Origin of the sequence: Arthrobacter zhaoguopingii, from assembly GCF_009828605.1 — a bacterium.
Taxonomy (GTDB): domain Bacteria; phylum Actinomycetota; class Actinomycetes; order Actinomycetales; family Micrococcaceae; genus Arthrobacter_D; species Arthrobacter_D zhaoguopingii.
The window spans coordinates 206,734-222,425 of the sequence record NZ_WIAE01000004.1 but is presented as its reverse complement, the minus strand read 5'-3'; the positions used below and the strand labels follow the sequence as shown (position 1 = coordinate 222,425).

The 15,692-nt window shown below is 67.1% G+C and carries 14 protein-coding genes; 7 read left to right on the top strand and 7 right to left on the bottom strand.

Translation table 11 applies throughout. The features are described 5' to 3' along the window. Positions 1-53: 53 nt before the first annotated feature. Positions 54-500 (bottom strand): VOC family protein, encoded by a 447-nt coding sequence (locus GVV77_RS07240; RefSeq protein WP_159617464.1) that lies wholly within the window; start codon positions 498-500, stop codon positions 54-56. Positions 501-830: 330 nt separating this feature from the next. Further along, on the bottom strand, positions 831-1,574 hold the full coding sequence (locus GVV77_RS07235) for a FadR/GntR family transcriptional regulator (RefSeq protein ID WP_159617463.1): 744 nt from the start codon (positions 1,572-1,574) through the stop codon (positions 831-833). A gap of 210 nt (positions 1,575-1,784) precedes the next feature. On the opposite strand from GVV77_RS07235, the gene eat reads away from it, so the two are divergent. The 5 genes from eat (at position 1,785) to GVV77_RS07210 (ending at position 7,585) form a co-directional block, all read left to right on the top strand. After that, positions 1,785-3,215 (top strand): ethanolamine permease, encoded by a 1,431-nt coding sequence (eat, locus tag GVV77_RS07230; RefSeq protein WP_159617462.1) that lies wholly within the window; start codon positions 1,785-1,787, stop codon positions 3,213-3,215. 87 nt (positions 3,216-3,302) lie between these two features. Then, positions 3,303-4,679, top strand: coding sequence for a glutamine synthetase family protein (locus tag GVV77_RS07225; RefSeq protein ID WP_159617461.1), 1,377 nt, complete (start codon positions 3,303-3,305; stop codon positions 4,677-4,679). Then, entirely contained in the window at positions 4,660-5,421 is a 762-nt protein-coding gene (locus tag GVV77_RS07220; RefSeq protein WP_159617460.1) for a gamma-glutamyl-gamma-aminobutyrate hydrolase family protein, read from the top strand. Before GVV77_RS07225 ends, GVV77_RS07220 begins: the two co-directional genes overlap by 20 nt. Continuing rightward, positions 5,402-6,769 (top strand): aldehyde dehydrogenase family protein, encoded by a 1,368-nt coding sequence (locus tag GVV77_RS07215; protein ID WP_159617459.1) that lies wholly within the window; start codon positions 5,402-5,404, stop codon positions 6,767-6,769. The genes GVV77_RS07220 and GVV77_RS07215 overlap by 20 nt, the downstream gene beginning before the upstream one ends. A gap of 33 nt (positions 6,770-6,802) precedes the next feature. Next, on the top strand, positions 6,803-7,585 hold the full coding sequence (locus tag GVV77_RS07210) for a 3-oxoacyl-ACP reductase (protein WP_159617458.1): 783 nt from the start codon (positions 6,803-6,805) through the stop codon (positions 7,583-7,585). On the opposite strand, the gene GVV77_RS07205 is transcribed toward GVV77_RS07210, so the two are convergent. The 5 genes from GVV77_RS07205 to GVV77_RS07185 form a co-directional block, all read right to left on the bottom strand. Further along, a complete protein-coding gene (locus tag GVV77_RS07205) occupies positions 7,572-8,504 on the bottom strand; it encodes a MurR/RpiR family transcriptional regulator (protein WP_159617457.1) in 933 nt (310 codons plus the stop codon). The genes GVV77_RS07210 and GVV77_RS07205 overlap by 14 nt on opposite strands. A 126-nt stretch (positions 8,505-8,630) precedes the next feature. Then, entirely contained in the window at positions 8,631-10,073 is a 1,443-nt protein-coding gene (gene lysA, locus GVV77_RS07200) for a diaminopimelate decarboxylase (RefSeq protein WP_159617456.1), read from the bottom strand. An 84-nt stretch (positions 10,074-10,157) separates the two neighbouring features. Next, positions 10,158-10,958 carry an amino acid ABC transporter ATP-binding protein gene (locus tag GVV77_RS07195; RefSeq protein ID WP_159617455.1) on the bottom strand — a complete coding sequence of 267 codons (801 nt, stop codon included), beginning with the start codon at positions 10,956-10,958 and terminating at the stop codon, positions 10,158-10,160. 2 nt (positions 10,959-10,960) lie between these two features. Further along, positions 10,961-11,797: an amino acid ABC transporter permease gene (locus tag GVV77_RS07190; protein ID WP_159617454.1), complete on the bottom strand. Its 837-nt coding sequence runs from the start codon at positions 11,795-11,797 to the stop codon at positions 10,961-10,963. 72 nt (positions 11,798-11,869) lie between these two features. Further along, positions 11,870-12,691, bottom strand: a complete 822-nt coding sequence (locus GVV77_RS07185; RefSeq protein WP_159617453.1) for an ABC transporter substrate-binding protein — start codon at positions 12,689-12,691, stop codon at positions 11,870-11,872. Positions 12,692-12,985: 294 nt separating this feature from the next. Here GVV77_RS07185 and GVV77_RS07180 point away from each other — a divergent pair, with 294 nt between their 5' ends. Both GVV77_RS07180 and GVV77_RS07175 read left to right on the top strand, forming a co-directional pair. Then, a complete protein-coding gene (locus GVV77_RS07180) occupies positions 12,986-13,741 on the top strand; it encodes a phosphotransferase (protein WP_159617452.1) in 756 nt (251 codons plus the stop codon). Positions 13,742-13,928: 187 nt separating this feature from the next. Beyond that, positions 13,929-15,680, top strand: coding sequence for an MOSC domain-containing protein (locus GVV77_RS07175; protein ID WP_201291372.1), 1,752 nt, complete (start codon positions 13,929-13,931; stop codon positions 15,678-15,680). The last annotated feature ends 12 nt before the right edge of the window (positions 15,681-15,692 follow it).

The window sequence follows — 15,692 nt, the reverse complement described above, 5'->3', positions numbered from 1 at the left end:
GGCGCCGGGGTCAGGGCCGGAACCCGTGCGGGCTCCGGCCCTGGCGGAGGCAGTTAGACGCGGCCGGGGAAGCGGGTGGTGATTTCCTGGAGGATGAACTCGTTGCCATCGGGATCGCTGAAGATGGCGAAGGAGAAGTAGCTGGCGCGCTCCGGGGCAAGGCCCGGGGTGCGTCCCTCGGTGTCGGGGGTGGGGATGCCGCCGTCGGTCTGGTGGAAGACCTCGGTGATCTCGATGCCGCGGGAGGCGATATCGGCGCGGGCCGCCTCGACGTCGTCGACGACCAGGTAGGTGCCGCGGGTCGAGCCAGGGGCGGCGTCGGTGAGGCCGTTGCTGATGATGATGGAGGCGTGGGATCCGGTCGGGGTGTAGTGCACGGCCCGGATGCCGTCTTTGCTCTCGGTCTCGATGTCGAGGCGCCAGTCGAGCTTGTCGTAGAACGCCTTGGCGCGGTCCACGTCGGCGACGGGCAGGATAATGAGTTCGAGCTTGTAGTCCATGATTCAGTTCCTTGCTGGATTTGGTGAATGGGAGGGTGCGTTCGGGCTGACCGGCATCGGCCGGAAGAGTACCGTCAGAAGGTCTCGGTACTCCTTGTTTAGGACTTTGCGATCCTGTTTACGTATCAACCCATGGGGGCCGAAGATAATTCCCGGACTCCGCTCGCAGCAGTGACACGACAAGGGTGATGGACTCAAGGCAGTTCACGCCGGCTCCCTGCGCCGCGCTCGAGCGAATCCCCTGCCCGGAAGATGCTCGGGCCACCAATACCAGACCCCACGCTCCCGCAGGCGGGACCCGCAGGGCCACCCCGCCTCGCCCGCTCCGAGCTAGGGGGATTCCCCGTCGGCGCGGGAAGTGCCGAGAAAACCATGAAGCAACGATGCCGTCCCCTGCAGGTGATCCTCGGTGGCCCGGAACGCTTCCTCGTGGTCTCCGCGCAGGATAGCGTCGACAATTTCCTGGTGCTGCCGGTTGGAGTGCTCAAGGTTCGGCTCCAGCAGGGGTATGCGGTCCAGCAGGTCGCTGACCCGCGCACGGGCATCGGCCACCGCAGCGGCCAGGCTCGGCGAGCCGCTGACTTCCGCAATGGCCACGTGGAACCGGGCATCCTTGGGCCGGTACGCATCAGCCGGCGCTCCCGCCACCTCCGCCAGCGTATCGAGCAGGTGCCTGCGCTGCGAGGGGGACAGCCTCGCTTTGGCTGCCAGGGACGCCGCCGCCGGCTCGAGCACGCCGCGGAGGATCAGGACGTCTTCCACCTCTTCAGGACCAGGCTCCGGGAGCGTTCCGGACTCCGGCGGCCGACCCCGGGAAACGTAAGTGCCACCGTAACGGCCGCGCTGCACCTCGACATATCCCGCCTTTTGAAGCTCGGCCAGGGCCTCCCGCAGGGTGGCGCGTGATACGCCCAGCAAATCGGCGAGCTCCCGCTCGGCAGGCAACTTGTCACCCGCCGCGAGCACTCCCAGTTTGATGTTTTGCAGCAGCCGTTCAATCGTTTCCTCGAAGGCGTTCCCGTGTCGAACCGGGCGAAGAAACCGGGCGGTACCTTCGGAGAGTTCGGCTCCCATGCCACCATCCCTTCCGGTCTAGAATCAGGCCTAATCCCGATCAGCTGTAGATCAATTCTGCACCGCTGCGCCAGCGGAAGGTGGATCTGTCCCTCACCATTTCCAGGTGTTTTTGCTGATCTATTGACGTACTCCGTGATCTACCTCACACTGAGACCAAAATTTATGGACTATTAACAGACCATTGAGCCCTCAGGTGAAGGGATTGCCATGTCAACGTCGGATCGGCAGGACGCGGACCAGAAGTACCTCCAGCAGCGTCAGCTCAAACGCGGGGCCGCCGGATGGGTGCTGCTGGCCGGCCTCGGAGTGGCTTACGTCATCTCCGGTGACTTCGCAGGATGGAACCTCGGCCTGGCGGAAGGCGGCTGGGGCGGACTCCTGATTGCGTTCGTGCTGATGGGCATCATGTATACGTGCATGGTGTTCGGTCTGGCCGAGCTGTCCTCCACCCTGCCGGCCGCCGGCGCCGGATATGGTTTCGCCCGGCGGGCGCTGGGCCCGCTGGGAGGGTTCGCCACCGGAATGGCCGTACTGATCGAGTACGCCGTGGCGCCGGCCGCCATCGCGATCTTCATCGGCGGTTATATTGAGGCCCTCGGGCTCTTCGGGCTGACGAACTCCTGGCCCGTGTACCTGGTGGCGTACGCCATCTTCGTGGGAATCCACCTGCGCGGCGTGGGCGAAGCCCTCCGTCTGATCTTCGGAATCACCGCGATCGCCGTCGTCGCGCTGGTCGCGGTCGTCATCGGGCTCATTCCCCACTTCAGTGTTGGGAACCTCTTCGATATCGTTCCCGACGGATCACCGGCTTCCAGCGCATTCCTGCCGATGGGCATCAGCGGCGTCGTCGCCGCCCTCGTCTACGGGATCTGGTTCTTCCTCGCCATCGAAGGCGTTCCACTCGCCGCCGAGGAGACCGCGGACCCGAAGAGGGACATGCCGCGCGGCATCATCGCCGCCATGCTGATCTTGGTGGTCTTCGGGGCCCTGATGCTCGTTCTGGTACCGGGCGCCGCCGGGTCGGAGGCCATGAGTACCTCCGACAACCCCCTTCCGGAAGCACTGCGCCTCGCCTACGGCGACAATTCGATCCTCGCCGAATTCGTTAACTACGCGGGCCTGGCAGGACTGGTCGCCAGCTTCTTCTCGATCATCTACGCGTACTCGCGGCAGTTGTTTGCACTCTCCCGGGCCGGATACCTTCCCCGGTGGCTGTCGCTGACGGGCAAACGGCGCACTCCCTACTGGTCACTGATCGTTCCCGGCACCATCGGGTTCATTCTCGCCGCGGCCACCGGCAACGGTGGGCTTCTCATCAACATCGCCGTCTTCGGTGCCACCGTCTCCTACGTCCTGCTCAACCTCTCCCACATCGTGCTGCGGAAAAAGGAACCGGATCTTCCCCGGGGGTACCGGACGCCGGGCGGCGTCGTGACAACCTCCGTCGCGCTGGCCCTGGCCGCCGTCGCCGTCGTCGCCACCTTCGTCGTCGATGTCCTTGCGGCGTCGATTACTGCGGGAATCTTCTGCGCGGCGCTCCTCTACTACTGGTTCTACAGCCGCCACCGCATCGTCGCCGGCGCGCCGGAGGAGGAGTTCGCACGGCTCGCCGCTGCCGAGGCGGAGCTGAAGAAGTGAGGCTCTGACGAACGAAAGCCCTGAGCGCCGCGCCTGCCGGCGGGCTCCGACCCATCCATGAACCAGGACCGAAGCGACGGATATCCAATGACTAATGAACCAGAGAATTCCAAGGCACCGTTGAGCGTCGAAGAGCTGAAGGAGAAGGTGGCTGCCGGTGAGATCGACACCGTGGTAGTCGCCATCACCGACTCCCTGGGCCGGCTTCAGGGCAAGCGATGCGGGGCGCGGTCCTTCCTGGAGGATGTGCTGGGCCACGGCGCGGAGGGCTGCAACTACCTCCTGTCCGTGGACGTGGAGATGAACACCATCGACGGCTACGCTATGTCGTCCTGGGAAAACGGCTATGGGGACATGGTCCTGCGGCCGGATATTGCAACGCTGCGGCTCGTTCCGTGGCTGCCGGGCACGGCGATGGTCCAGTGCGACATCCTCTGGCTCGATGACCGCCCGGTGAGCCAGTCGCCCCGGCAGATCCTCCGGGCCCAGATTGAACGACTTGAAGCCCTGGGCTACCGCGCCCACATCGGCACCGAACTCGAGTTCATCATGTTCGATGACACGTACGAGGAGGCCTGGAACAAGAAGTACGACGGGCTGACCCCCGCCTCCCGCTACAACGTTGACTACTCACTCCTTGCCACCGCGAGACTCGAGCCGGTGATCCGCAGCATCCGTACGGGCATGGAGAAAGCCGGCCTGGTCGTGGAGTCATCCAAGGGTGAGTGCAATTTCGGACAGCAGGAGATCACCTTCCGATACCGGGAGGCCCTGACCGCCTGCGACAACCACGCCTTCTACAAGCACGGGGCCAAGGAAATCGCCGCCCAACAAGGGAAAAGCATTACGTTCATGGCCAAGTACAACGAACGTGAGGGCAGCTCCTGCCACATCCACTTCAGCCTCACCGATCTGGACGGTAACCCCGTCCTGCCCGGGGACGGCGAGCACGGCTTCAGCCCGGTCATGGAGCACTTTTTGGCCGGTCAGCTGGCCGCCATGAAGGAAATGGCCTACTTCCTGGCCCCCAACATCAACTCCTACAAGCGGTTCGTCGAGGGCAGTTTCGCTCCCACCGCGATTGCGTGGGGCCTGGACAACCGCAGCTGCGCCCTGCGCGTGGTCGGGCATGGACGGGGCCTTCGGGTGGAGAACCGGGTGGGCGGCGGAGACGTCAACCCATACCTCGCCGCCGCCTCGCTCATCGCGGCGGCCATCCACGGCATCGAAAACAAACTCCCGCTCGAACCCATCACCACAGGGAGTGCCTACCAGTCGGGTGCGGACCGGATCCCCACAACCCTGCGGGACTCCCGCGCCCTGCTGGCCGCCAGCGAGATCGCCCGCAAATCCTTCGGCGACGAGGTGGTGGAGCACTACCTGCACGCGGCCGACGTCGAACTGAAGGCCTACGACAGTGCCGTCACCGACTGGGAGCGCAAGCGTGTCTTTGAACGTCTCTGAGCCCTACCGCCCCCGCATCGGGCTGACCACCTACTACCAGGAAGCCGCCTGGGGGGTGTGGACGGCGGACGCCGCGCTGCTCCCGGGTACCTATGTCGAGGCCGTCGTGGCCGCCGGGGGAACCCCTGTCCTCCTGCCACCCGTCGGGACCGATCCCTCCGTCGTTGAGCTGCTCGATGGGCTGATCATCGCGGGCGGGACCGATGTCGGCCCCGAACAATACGGCGCGGCCCCCCATGCGCTGACGCACGCGCAGCCCTCCCGTGACAGCCACGATTTGTCCCTGACGCGTGCGGCGCTGGCAGCCGGAGTGCCCCTTTTCGCCATCTGCCGCGGCGCCCAGATCCTCAATGTCGCCCTGGGCGGCTCGCTCATCCAACACGTTCCGGATGTGCTGCCGGAGTCCCGGTACCAGCCGGCCCCCGGGGTGTTCGGGAACGTCGATTTCACGACGGCGCCCGGAAGCATCAGCCAGGCCCTGCTGGGGCCGCGGGCCAACGCCCCCTGCTATCACCATCAGGCGCTCGACCGGGTTGCCGAGGGTCTCCGCGTCACTGCGGCAGCGACAGACGGCACCATTGAGGCCGTCGAAACGACGTCGGGAGGGTGGGTCCTTGGGGTGCAGTTCCATCCCGAACAGAACCCCGGCGACCTGCGGCTGTTCACGGGCTTCATCCACGCCGCGCGCACGTACCGCCTCACACGAACGGAGGGCACGGTCCATGTCGAACAGCACGTTTGATGTCCTGAACCCGACCACTGAAGAGGTCATCGAAACTGTCGCACTGGCCAGCCTTGAGGACACCGACCGGGCCATCGACAAAGCCGCGCGGGCCTTTGAGACGTGGCGCCACGTCGCGCCGGCGGACCGGGCTCTGCTCCTGCGTCGTTTCGCCGCGGCGGTTGACGCCGATCTGGAGCATCTCGCCCGGCTGGAGGTCCGCAACGCGGGTCACACCATCAGCAATGCCCGCTGGGAGGCCGGAAACGTCCGGGACGTCCTCGCCTACTACGCCGGCGCGCCGGAACGCCATCTCGGGCAGCAGATTCCCGTCGCTGGAGGGGTCAACATCACCTTCCATGAACCCCTCGGCGTCGTAGGGGTCATCGTGCCGTGGAACTTCCCGATGCCCATCGCCGCGTGGGGATTCGCCCCCGCACTCGCGGCCGGCAATACGGTCGTCCTGAAGCCTGCCGAACTGACCCCGCTGACCGCGCTGCGGATCGGGCAGCTGGCCCGGGATGCGGGCCTTCCCGAGGGAGTACTGCAGATCCTTCCCGGCAAGGGCTCGGTAGTGGGCGAGCGGTTCGTCACCCATCCGGCCGTGCGGAAAGTAGTCTTCACCGGCTCCACCTCGGTGGGGAAGCGGATCATGGCCGGCTGCGCCGACCAGGTCAAACCCGTCACCCTGGAACTTGGCGGCAAGAGCGCCAATGTCATCTTCGCCGACGCCGACCTTGAGGCAGCCGCAGCCGCGGCTCCCGGAGCGGCCTTCGACAACGCCGGCCAGGACTGCTGCGCGCGCTCCCGGATCCTCGTCGAGCACAGCGTTTACGAAAAATTCCTGGAGCTGCTCGAACCGGCGGTGAAGGCCCTGAAGGTCGGCGACCCGCAGGACGAGGCCTCCTTCATGGGTCCGCTGATCTCCGCCGCCCAGCGCGAAACGGTCTCCGGTTTCGTGCCCTCTGGCACACCGATCGCCTTCCGGGGGGAGGCCCCCGGCGGCAAAGGATTCTGGTTCCCGCCGACGGTACTGACCCCCTCCCCCGGGGACCGGGTGATGCGCGAGGAAATCTTCGGACCGGTCGTCGCGGTGGTTCCCTTCCAGAACGAAGCAGACGCCCTTCGACTGGCCAATGATTCGATCTACGGGCTCTCAGGATCCATCTGGACCAGGGACGTTGGACGGGCCCTTCGCATGGCCCGCGGGCTCGAATCGGGGAACCTGTCGGTCAACTCCCACTCGTCAGTCCGGTACTCCACGCCCTTTGGAGGCTTCAAGCAGTCGGGGCTGGGCCGGGAACTCGGGCCCGACGCCCTCGACTCCTTCACCGAGACAAAAAACGTCTTTCTAGCCACCGGGCCGTGACGCCCAACCGAACGCCAGCATAAGGAATCCCGAATGACCCAGCAGCTCATCTCCCACCGTCTCGAAGGCCGCAGCGCCGTGATTACCGGCGGCGCCAGCGGCATCGGCCTGGCGACCGCCCGCCGGTTCGCCTCGGAAGGAGCCCGGGTCGTCATCGCCGACGTCGATCCGACCGCGGGCCTGCGCGCCGCCGAGGAGGTCGGGGGCCTTTTCGTGAAGGTCGATGTGACAAGCGAAGAGGAGGTCAAGCACCTCTACGCCGTCACCAACGAGACCTATGGGCGGGTGGACATCTCCTTCAACAACGCAGGCATCTCCCCTGCGGCGGACGGCTCGATCCTGGATACCGGCATCGAGGCCTGGCGGAGGGTGCAGGAAGTCAACCTCACGTCCGTGTTCTACTGCTGCAAATACGCCCTCCCCTATATGCAGGCTCAGGGCAAAGGCTCGATCATCAACACGGCGTCGTTCGTCGCTGTTCTGGGAGCGGCGACTTCCCAGATCTCCTACAGCGCCTCCAAGGGCGGAGTCCTCGCCATGAGCCGTGAACTCGGCGTCGAATTCGCCCGGCAGGGGATCCGGGTCAACGCGCTCTGCCCCGGCCCGGTCAACACGCCCCTGCTGAAGGAGCTTTTCGCCAAGGACCCCGAGAAAGCCGCCCGGCGCCTCATCCACGTTCCGCTGGGACGATTCGCGGAACCGGAGGAACTGGCCGCCGCCGTGGCTTTCCTGGCCAGCGACGATGCCTCTTTCATCACCGCCTCGACCTTCCTGGTCGACGGCGGGATTTCCGGGGCATACGTCACTCCCGAGTGACCCCAGCGGTTCCAGCGGCCGATTCCGCGGCGTCGACACCGCGCCGGTACTCCCAATGCGGAACCAGGGCGTCGACGAACGATCCGTAGCGTTCGAACCGGGCCCGGGAAGCTGCCGAGGTCAGGTCGACGACGCGCGCCGTGAGGGCCTCCACCACGGCCATGCTCGATACGTAGGATTCAAAAGGGCGTGGTGTTCCCACCGAAGCGGGCAGCACCGCACTTGCCACATCCGCCAGGGGGGACAGCCACGGGTCGGTGAAAAGGATGAGTTTCGCACCCTGGTCGACGAGCGTCCGGCCAAGCTTCTCGGTTTCGGCCTCATAGCGCCGGAAGTCGAAGGCGACGGCGGTCGTGCGTTTGTCGGCATCGCACAGGGCCGCCACCCGCTGGGTGCGCGCTTCGTCGACAAATTCCACCCCCGGCCGCAGCTCCTGGAGCATGGCGGAGAGGTGCCGGGCCAGGGACGAACTGAACCATCCACCGAAGACGAGCACCCTCCGGCGCGGATCGGCAAGGAGCTCCGCCGCCGCCGTGAGGTCCTCCGGTGAGAGGCGGTTCAGGGTGTCCGAGATCGCCGAGCCCAGGGTGGCGGAGAAGTCGTCGAGCGCACCGCCCCCGGCACTCTGCGCCTCAGGGTACAGTTCCACCGGCGTCGTCACCCGGGCGACCACCTCGACCTTCACCGCGTCCTGGAAGTCCGCATAGGTGGCGTAGCCGAGGTGGTTCACGAACCGGATCACTGTCGGCCCGCTGACCTGCGCAAGGCGCGCCAGCTTGGTCGAGGACGCGAGCCCCGTCGCCGCCGGCCCGCCGAGCAGGGTGCGCGCCACCTTGCGCTCGGCGGCCGACATCTCGGACAGCTGGCGTCGAATGCTTTCAAACACGGGAAGACCCGCTGGAGCTTCCTGCTCGGACATGCCCTACCTCCGTCAATGCATCCGTTTCCGCACCGGCCCGCCCGGACTGGAAGTCATGCTACTTTCCGATCACTGCGTCCATGCCGATTCCCAGGAAAATTCCCGCGCCGGGCGAATCGCGGATCCTCAGGACCAGACGTCGCGGCGGAACAGGTCGTCCTCCGTCTCGCCTCGGACGATCAGGCGCGCCCGGCCTCCGGAGACCGCCACCACAGGAGGGCGGGGCGTGTAGTTGTAGTTGCTTGAAAGGACCCAGCAGTAGGCCCCCGTCCCGGGCACGGCGAGGAGGTCCCCGGGGAGCAGGTCGGAGGGCAGGTAGACATCCCGGACGACGATGTCCCCGCTCTCGCAGTGCCGCCCAACCACCCGCGACAGCGCGGCGTCGGCGCCCGAACTGCGGGAGGCCAGGGCCGCGGAGTAGTCCGCCCCGTACAGCAGGGGCCGCGGGTTGTCGCTCATGCCGCCGTCGACGGAGACATAACGCCGGGGGAACAGGCCGCCTTCGTGCTCGACGGCATTGGTCTTGAGCGTCCCCACCTCGTACAGGGTGAAGGTCGTGCTGCCCACGATGGCGCGTCCGGGTTCGATGGAGATCCGCGGGACCTCGATGTTCAGGCGGGCGCAGGCCTCTCCGACCACGCGGGCCATGGCCGAGGCGACGTCCTTCGGGTCCTGCGGGGTATCGGCCATGGTGTAGGCGATGCCGTACCCGCCGCCCAGGTCGAGTTCCTCAAGCACGCGCCCGTGCTTCGTGCGCATCCCGGCGATGAACGCCAGGAGGCGCTCGGCGGCGAGGGCGAACCCCTCCGACGAGAAGATCTGCGAGCCAATGTGGCAGTGGATTCCCAGCAGCCGGATGCCCGCGTCCTGCAGGGCGGACGCCACCGCGGTCTCGGCGGGGGATGGCCGCCCGTCGACGGAGGCCATCGAAAGGCCGAACTTCTGGTCCTCATGCGCCGTTGCGATGAACTCGTGCGTCTCGGCGTGGACGCCGGGGGTGAGCCGCAGCAGCACGGGCGCGGTGGTGCCGTGCTCCCGGGCGAGTTCTCCGACGCGTGCCAGTTCCTGGAGGCTGTCGACGATGATCCGGCCAACTCCCATCTCGAGGGCGCGGATCAGTTCGGCATCGGACTTGTTGTTGCCGTGCAGGCCGAGCTTCGCGCCCTCGATGCCCGCCCGGGCCGCGAGTGCCAGCTCACCGCCCGAGCAGGTGTCCAGCCGCAGCCCTTCCTCGTCCACCCATTTCGCCACCTCGACACAGAGGAATGACTTGCCGGCGTAGTAGACGTCGGCCCCGCCGCACAGTGGTGCGAAGGCTTCATGAAAGGCCGTGCGGAACGCGCGCGCCCGCTGCCGGAAGTCGTCTTCGGACACCACGTAGGCGGGAGTCCCGAACTCTCCGGCCAGCCGCGACACGCCGACGCCGCCGATGCTCAGCTCCCCCGACAGCGACCGGCTCACGGTGCTTGCCCAGAGCTTGGAGGGCAGGGCATTCAGGTCGGAGGGAACCTCGAGCCACCGGGGCGCCAGGGGCGACGCGGCCGGTGCCGTTGTCTGTTCGATCGTCATATCTGTGTGTGCCTCGTTCCGGTGTCCAGTGATTGCACGGCTCCCCCTTCCCCACCTGCGCGCTGCCCAGGCACCGGTGAGGGGTCAGGAAGCCGCCGAAAGCTCTTCCTCGTCGATGACCATCGGGTTGAGGACCCGGTGCAGGAAGGACTGGGTGCGCTCCTCCTGGGGGTTGCCGATGACCTCCTGGGCTCGCCCCTGCTCGACGATGTAACCGCCGTCCATGAAGACCACCCGGTCCGCGACCTCACGGGCGAAGGCCATCTCGTGGGTGACGATGACCATGGTCATGCCTTCGTTGGCGAGCGACTTCATGACGGCCAGGACCTCGCCGACAAGCTCGGGGTCGAGCGCAGACGTCGGTTCGTCGAACAGCATGAGCTGCGGCTCCATCGAAAGCGACCGCGCGATCGCCACGCGCTGCTGCTGCCCGCCGGAAAGCTGCCCGGGGTAGGCGTCTTCCTTGGAGGACATGCCCACCCGGTGCAGGTTGAGGCGCGCGGTTGCGGTCGCGTCCTCCTTGCGCCGCTTCAGCACCTTGACCTGGGCGACGGTGAGGTTTTCCAGGACGGTCAGGTGCGGGAAGAGGTTGAAGGACTGGAACACCATGCCGATGCGCCGGCGGATGCGGTCCAGGTCGGCATCGGGGTGGGTCACCTCGTCCGGCCCGACGAGGACGGTTCCGGAGGTCGGGACCTCCAGGAGGTTGACGCAGCGCAGCAGGGTCGATTTTCCCGAGCCGGAGGGACCGATGATGCAGACGACTTCCCCGGGTTCGATCTCGAGGGAGATGTCCTTGAGTACTTCATTCGAGCCGAAGCTTTTCTTGAGGTTGCGGATCGAGATGGCGTGCGAGCCTGGTGCCGGGATCGGTTGGGTAGCCATGGTCAGCGTGCTTTCGCGTAGCGGGCTTCGAGCTTGCGCACGAGGCCGGACAGGGGAAGGGTGATCGCCAGGTAGCAAAGGGCGGCGACGATCAGCGGGGTGGCGTTCACGGAGCGGTTCAGGAAGTCCTGGGCGAACTTCGTCAGTTCGTACTGTGCGGCCGTGACCCCGAGGACATAGACGAGGGACGAGTCCTTGACCAGGAGGATCATTTCGTTGGTGAGCGGCGGAATCACGACCCGGAAGGCCTGCGGGATGACGATCGTCGCCATCGTGCGGGTGTGGCTCATGCCGAGGGTGCGGGCCGCCTCAAGCTGCCCCTTCGGGACGGCCTGGATGCCGGCCCGGAAGGTCTCCGCCATGTAGGCGGCCGCGGTGATGCCGAGGCCGACCATCACCATGCCGTATTTGTCGCCGGGGAACTGGAACCCCGGGAAGGCGTTGGGGATGCCGTAGGCGACCATGAAGAGGACGACGAGGGCCGGTACCCCGCGGAAGAACTCAATGTAGGCGCCGGCGAGCCACCGGTAGGCCGCAACCGAACTCAGCCGCATCACGGCCAGGAGCAGCCCGACCACGAACGCGAAGATGAACGCAAGGGTCGCGTAGATGATGGTGTTCACCAGACCGATGAGGATCACCCGCGGGAGCATCCGTTCGAGGATGTCGAACCTCAGGAAGGCCGCGCTGAAGGTCGCCCAGTCCGTCATGAACGCCAGGAGGCCGACGACAGCGATCCCGAGGGCGTACTGGATGCCGAGCGAGACACGGGCTCTCTGCCGGCGTGTCAGCCGCGGCGCTGCGGCCTCGGTGGCGGGATAGGTGGTCTGTGTGCTCATGGTTTCCTCACTGGTGCTGCACGTGATCCGGATCCGGCCCGCGGCGGCCGGCGGCCGCCGCGGGTGGGCCGATCAGCTCTTCGGCACGTCCCCGATCCATTCCTTATAGATCTCGTCGTAGGTGCCGTCGCTCTTGGCGTCCGCGAGGACCTCGTCCACGACCTTCTTCAGGGCCGTGTTGCCCAGCTTCATGCCGAGGCCGTACTGCTCCCCTGTGTCGAACTGGGTGCTGATGCTCGCCTTGCCGGGGTTGGCCTTCAGCGCCTCGGTCCAGACGGGCAGATCGTTGATGGCTGCATCCACCTGACCGGTCATCAGCGCCTGCGTCAGTGAGGCGAGATCCTGGAACTCGATGATTTCGCACCCGCACTCGGGGTGGGCCTGCGCGTAGTCGAGGCCGGTTGTGGCCGACTGGGCGCCCAGCTTCTTGCCCTCGAGCTCCTCGAGGGACGTGACGTCCGCGCCCTCCGGGACCAGCAGGGCCTGGGTCGCATCGAAGTACGGCTCGGAGAAAAGGATTGCTTCCTTCCGGGCGTCGGTGATCGTCATGCCGGCGGCGGCGATATCGCACTTCCCGGTGGCCATGTCCTCACCGGACTTGATCCCCTCGAAGGGCGTGTCGATGATCGCCGTCTGGGCGCCGAGCCGCTTGGCCACGAGGTTGACCAGGTCGATGTCGAACCCGACGGTCTTGCCGGAATCATCGTTGACCTGGAAAGGGGCGAAGGGAAGGTGCGTGCACACTGTCAGCTTGCCCGGGGAGACGAGGGAGACGCCGTCGGCCTTTCCGGCCGAGGCATCCGGGGCGGCGGCGGACGGGCTTCCGCAGGCGGTGAGCGCCAACGCGCACATCGCGGCGAGGGCGGCAAACTTGGACCTTCCGTGCAACTGCATGGGTCTCCTTCGTGCTGGCCGGACGAGGGTCGGCCGGGGCGGAAATGGCTGGCACGGCGGGCATTCCGGGGCTTTCCATCGCGCGGGCGGCTTCGCAAGCCGCCCGTCGTTGTCGGTCCCGGGACCCCGGCCGCCCCCGGTGTGGGGACGGTCACATTGTGCGTGAATCGAGTATGAACTCATTTACCCCGAGCAGCAAACCGGGTCCAAAGAATGATTCGATTCAGGCGGGTGGAGGGCATCCGGCCCCGGCGCAGCAGCGTCGGCGGCCGCACCGCCGACTAGTCTGGCGGGATGGACACCGAGGAACACCCGCTCACCGGGGGCAACGCCACCCCGGCCGTCGTGCGCATTGGAGCGACTGTCCGCAAGCCCTGGACCGCCTCGACCCCGGCCGTGCAGGCCTTTCTGGACGCCGTGCGATCGGCAGGGGTGGATGTACCACAGCACTTCGGGCGGGACGAGTCCGGGCGGCAGGTCATCGAATTCATCCCCGGCACACCCGCCCTGGAGCTCCCTCCGCTGACTCCGGAGGACCTTGCCCGGGTCGGCCGGATGGTCCGCCGGATCCACGATGCAAGCAAGGATTTCGACAGCAGCCGGGCCGGCGGATGGGAGGTCCTCATTCCGCCCGCCGCCGCCGACCTGGTGTTCCACAACGACCTCGCGCCGTGGAACCTCATCATCGGCGAGCGCTGGGTCTTCATCGACTGGGACGGTGCGGGGCCCAGCACCCGGCTGTGGGATCTCGCCTACGCGGCACAGGCATTCACCCTCTCGGATTACCACCGGGAACCCGTCCGGGCCGCGGCACGGCTGCGCGCCTTCATCGACGGATACGGCGCCGGCGAAGAGCTCCGGGGCGAGCTCCCCCATGCCATGGGGGAGCGGGCCGCGGCCATGCACGCCCTGCTGCGCCGCTCGCACCTGACCGGGCGGGAACCGTGGGGGTCGATGTACAGTGCCGGCCACGGAGACCACTGGCGCCGGGCGGCCGCTTACGCGGTCGAAAACCGGGACGTGTGGCTGCGCGGACTGCTGGGCCCCTGACGGGCCGCGGCGGCCGAGGCCGCCGTCTCGACCGGCGCCCTTCATGACGGGTTCCCGTAATCTACCGTCGCGGCCGCAGCAGCCAGCCCCTATCTTCCGCGGAACCGCGCGGCCCCGGCCGCAGCACCGGCCGGCCTGCAGGGGGTGGCTCTGGTGGCCGGTGGGTGCCCGACGTAGGCTTTCCGCCATGACGGAGGTCCAGGGCATGGCCTGCGGCAGGCTGGTGTCACTGAACGTTGGAGTCCCCAAGGGCGTCTCCTGGCAGGGAAAGACTGTGCATACCGGCGTCTACAAGAGCCCGGTGGAGCGGCCGCTGATGGTCCGCAGGCTCAATATTGACGGTGACGGCCAGGGCGACCTGAACGGGCACGGCGGTGAGCAGCGGGCGGTGCTGGTCTACCAGCGGCAGTCCTACGAGCACTGGTCCGGTTTCCTCGGCCGCGGTGATCTGACGCCCGGCTCCTTCGGTGAGAATTTCACCGTCGACGGGCTGCCCGACGACGAAGTGTGCATCGGCGACCGCTACCGCATCGGGGAGGCGGAATTCGAGGTGACCCAGCCCCGCGTCACCTGCTTTCGGGTGGGCATGCGCCTCACGGAACCGCGGATGCCCGCCCTCCTGGTGGACCACCGCCGTCCCGGGTTCTACCTGCGGGTCATCACCGAGGGCGAGGTCCGTCCCGGCGACCCGATCATTCGAACACTCAACGGGCCCCACCGGCTCACGGTCGCCGAGACCGACGCACTGCTGTACCTCCCGGATCGCTCCCAGGACGCACTGCGGAAGGCCGTCGACATTCCGGCCCTGAGCCCCGGCTGGCAGCAGTCCTTCCAGGACCTGCTGGACACCGACCTGGCCAAGGCCACTGTGACCGGGGCGCCCGTCGAAGAGCCGAGCTGGAACGGATTCCGTCCGATGACGATCACGAAGGCCGTGTCCGAAACCCCGACCATCACCTCCATCTACCTTGGCGACGGCGACGGCGTTCCACTCGAACCGGTCGTTCCCGGCCAGTACCTCACCCTCCGCGTTTCCGTGAAGGGTGCGGCATCCGTCCGCAGCTACTCTATTTCGGACGCTCCCGACCCGCACACCTACCGGATCAGCGTGAGGCAGGAGGAACACGGGCTGGTGAGCCGCTACCTTCATGACGGTGTGCTGGTCGGGGGGACCGTCGATGTCGCCGCCCCCCGCGGGCAGTTTCGGCTCCACGCCGGAACCGGGCCGGTGCTCCTCATCTCGGCCGGGGTCGGCGCAACCCCGCTGGTCCCGATGCTCAAGGAGTTCGCCCGCACCGGCAGCGACAGGGAGGTCTGGTGGATCCACGTCGCACGGAACCCCAGCGAGCACGTTTTCGCCGGGGAGGTGCGGGGACACCTGACCCGGCTTCCCCACGCCCGCAGCGCCATCTTTTACACCCGGGCCGGGACTCCCGTGGCGGACTCGTTTACCGGCCGGCCGACCGTCGACCAGCTTCGTTCCCTGGGAGTTCCCGCGGGCGCGGCGGCCTATCTCTGTGGTCCGCCCGCCTTCATCGGCAGCATGACGGACGCGCTCACCGACCTCGGCCTCAACGCCGGGTCGATCTACTCTGAACTGTTCAGCACCCTGCCGCCGATCAACCCCGGGCTTGTCGATGCCTCCACCGTGCCCCCGCATCAGCCCGCCGGCGAACCGGGCACCGGGCCCGCGGTGACGTTCGCCCGAAGCGGCCTCACCGCCCGGTGGCGCGCGGGCGACACCTCGCTGCTCGATCTCGCCGAAGCCTGTGATGTGCCCACCCGGTGGTCCTGCCGCACCGGGGTGTGTCACACCTGCCTCACGGCGGTCATCTCGGGGAAGGTGGCCTACCAGCCCGATCCCCTCGAAACACCGGCCGAAAGCCAGGCGCTGATCTGCTGCGCCCGGCCCACCGAAGACCTCGTGCTCGACAGTTGAGAATCAGCTCCC

Excerpts from the sequence above, each read along its gene's own strand:
- GVV77_RS07240 (WP_159617464.1), bottom strand. The coding sequence starts at position 500 with ATGGACTACAAGCTCGAACTCATTATCCTGCCCGTCGCCGACGTGGAC.
- GVV77_RS07235 (WP_159617463.1), bottom strand. The coding sequence starts at position 1,574 with ATGGGAGCCGAACTCTCCGAAGGTACCGCCCGGTTTCTTCGCCCGGTT.
- eat (WP_159617462.1), top strand. The coding sequence starts at position 1,785 with ATGTCAACGTCGGATCGGCAGGACGCGGACCAGAAGTACCTCCAGCAG.
- GVV77_RS07225 (WP_159617461.1), top strand. The coding sequence starts at position 3,303 with ATGACTAATGAACCAGAGAATTCCAAGGCACCGTTGAGCGTCGAAGAG.
- GVV77_RS07215 (WP_159617459.1), top strand. The coding sequence starts at position 5,402 with ATGTCGAACAGCACGTTTGATGTCCTGAACCCGACCACTGAAGAGGTC.
- GVV77_RS07210 (WP_159617458.1), top strand. The coding sequence starts at position 6,803 with ATGACCCAGCAGCTCATCTCCCACCGTCTCGAAGGCCGCAGCGCCGTG.
- GVV77_RS07205 (WP_159617457.1), bottom strand. The coding sequence starts at position 8,504 with ATGTCCGAGCAGGAAGCTCCAGCGGGTCTTCCCGTGTTTGAAAGCATT.
- lysA (WP_159617456.1), bottom strand. The coding sequence starts at position 10,073 with ATGACGATCGAACAGACAACGGCACCGGCCGCGTCGCCCCTGGCGCCC.
- GVV77_RS07195 (WP_159617455.1), bottom strand. The coding sequence starts at position 10,958 with ATGGCTACCCAACCGATCCCGGCACCAGGCTCGCACGCCATCTCGATC.
- GVV77_RS07190 (WP_159617454.1), bottom strand. The coding sequence starts at position 11,797 with ATGAGCACACAGACCACCTATCCCGCCACCGAGGCCGCAGCGCCGCGG.
- GVV77_RS07185 (WP_159617453.1), bottom strand. The coding sequence starts at position 12,691 with ATGCAGTTGCACGGAAGGTCCAAGTTTGCCGCCCTCGCCGCGATGTGC.
- GVV77_RS07180 (WP_159617452.1), top strand. The coding sequence starts at position 12,986 with ATGGACACCGAGGAACACCCGCTCACCGGGGGCAACGCCACCCCGGCC.
- GVV77_RS07175 (WP_201291372.1), top strand. The coding sequence starts at position 13,929 with ATGACGGAGGTCCAGGGCATGGCCTGCGGCAGGCTGGTGTCACTGAAC.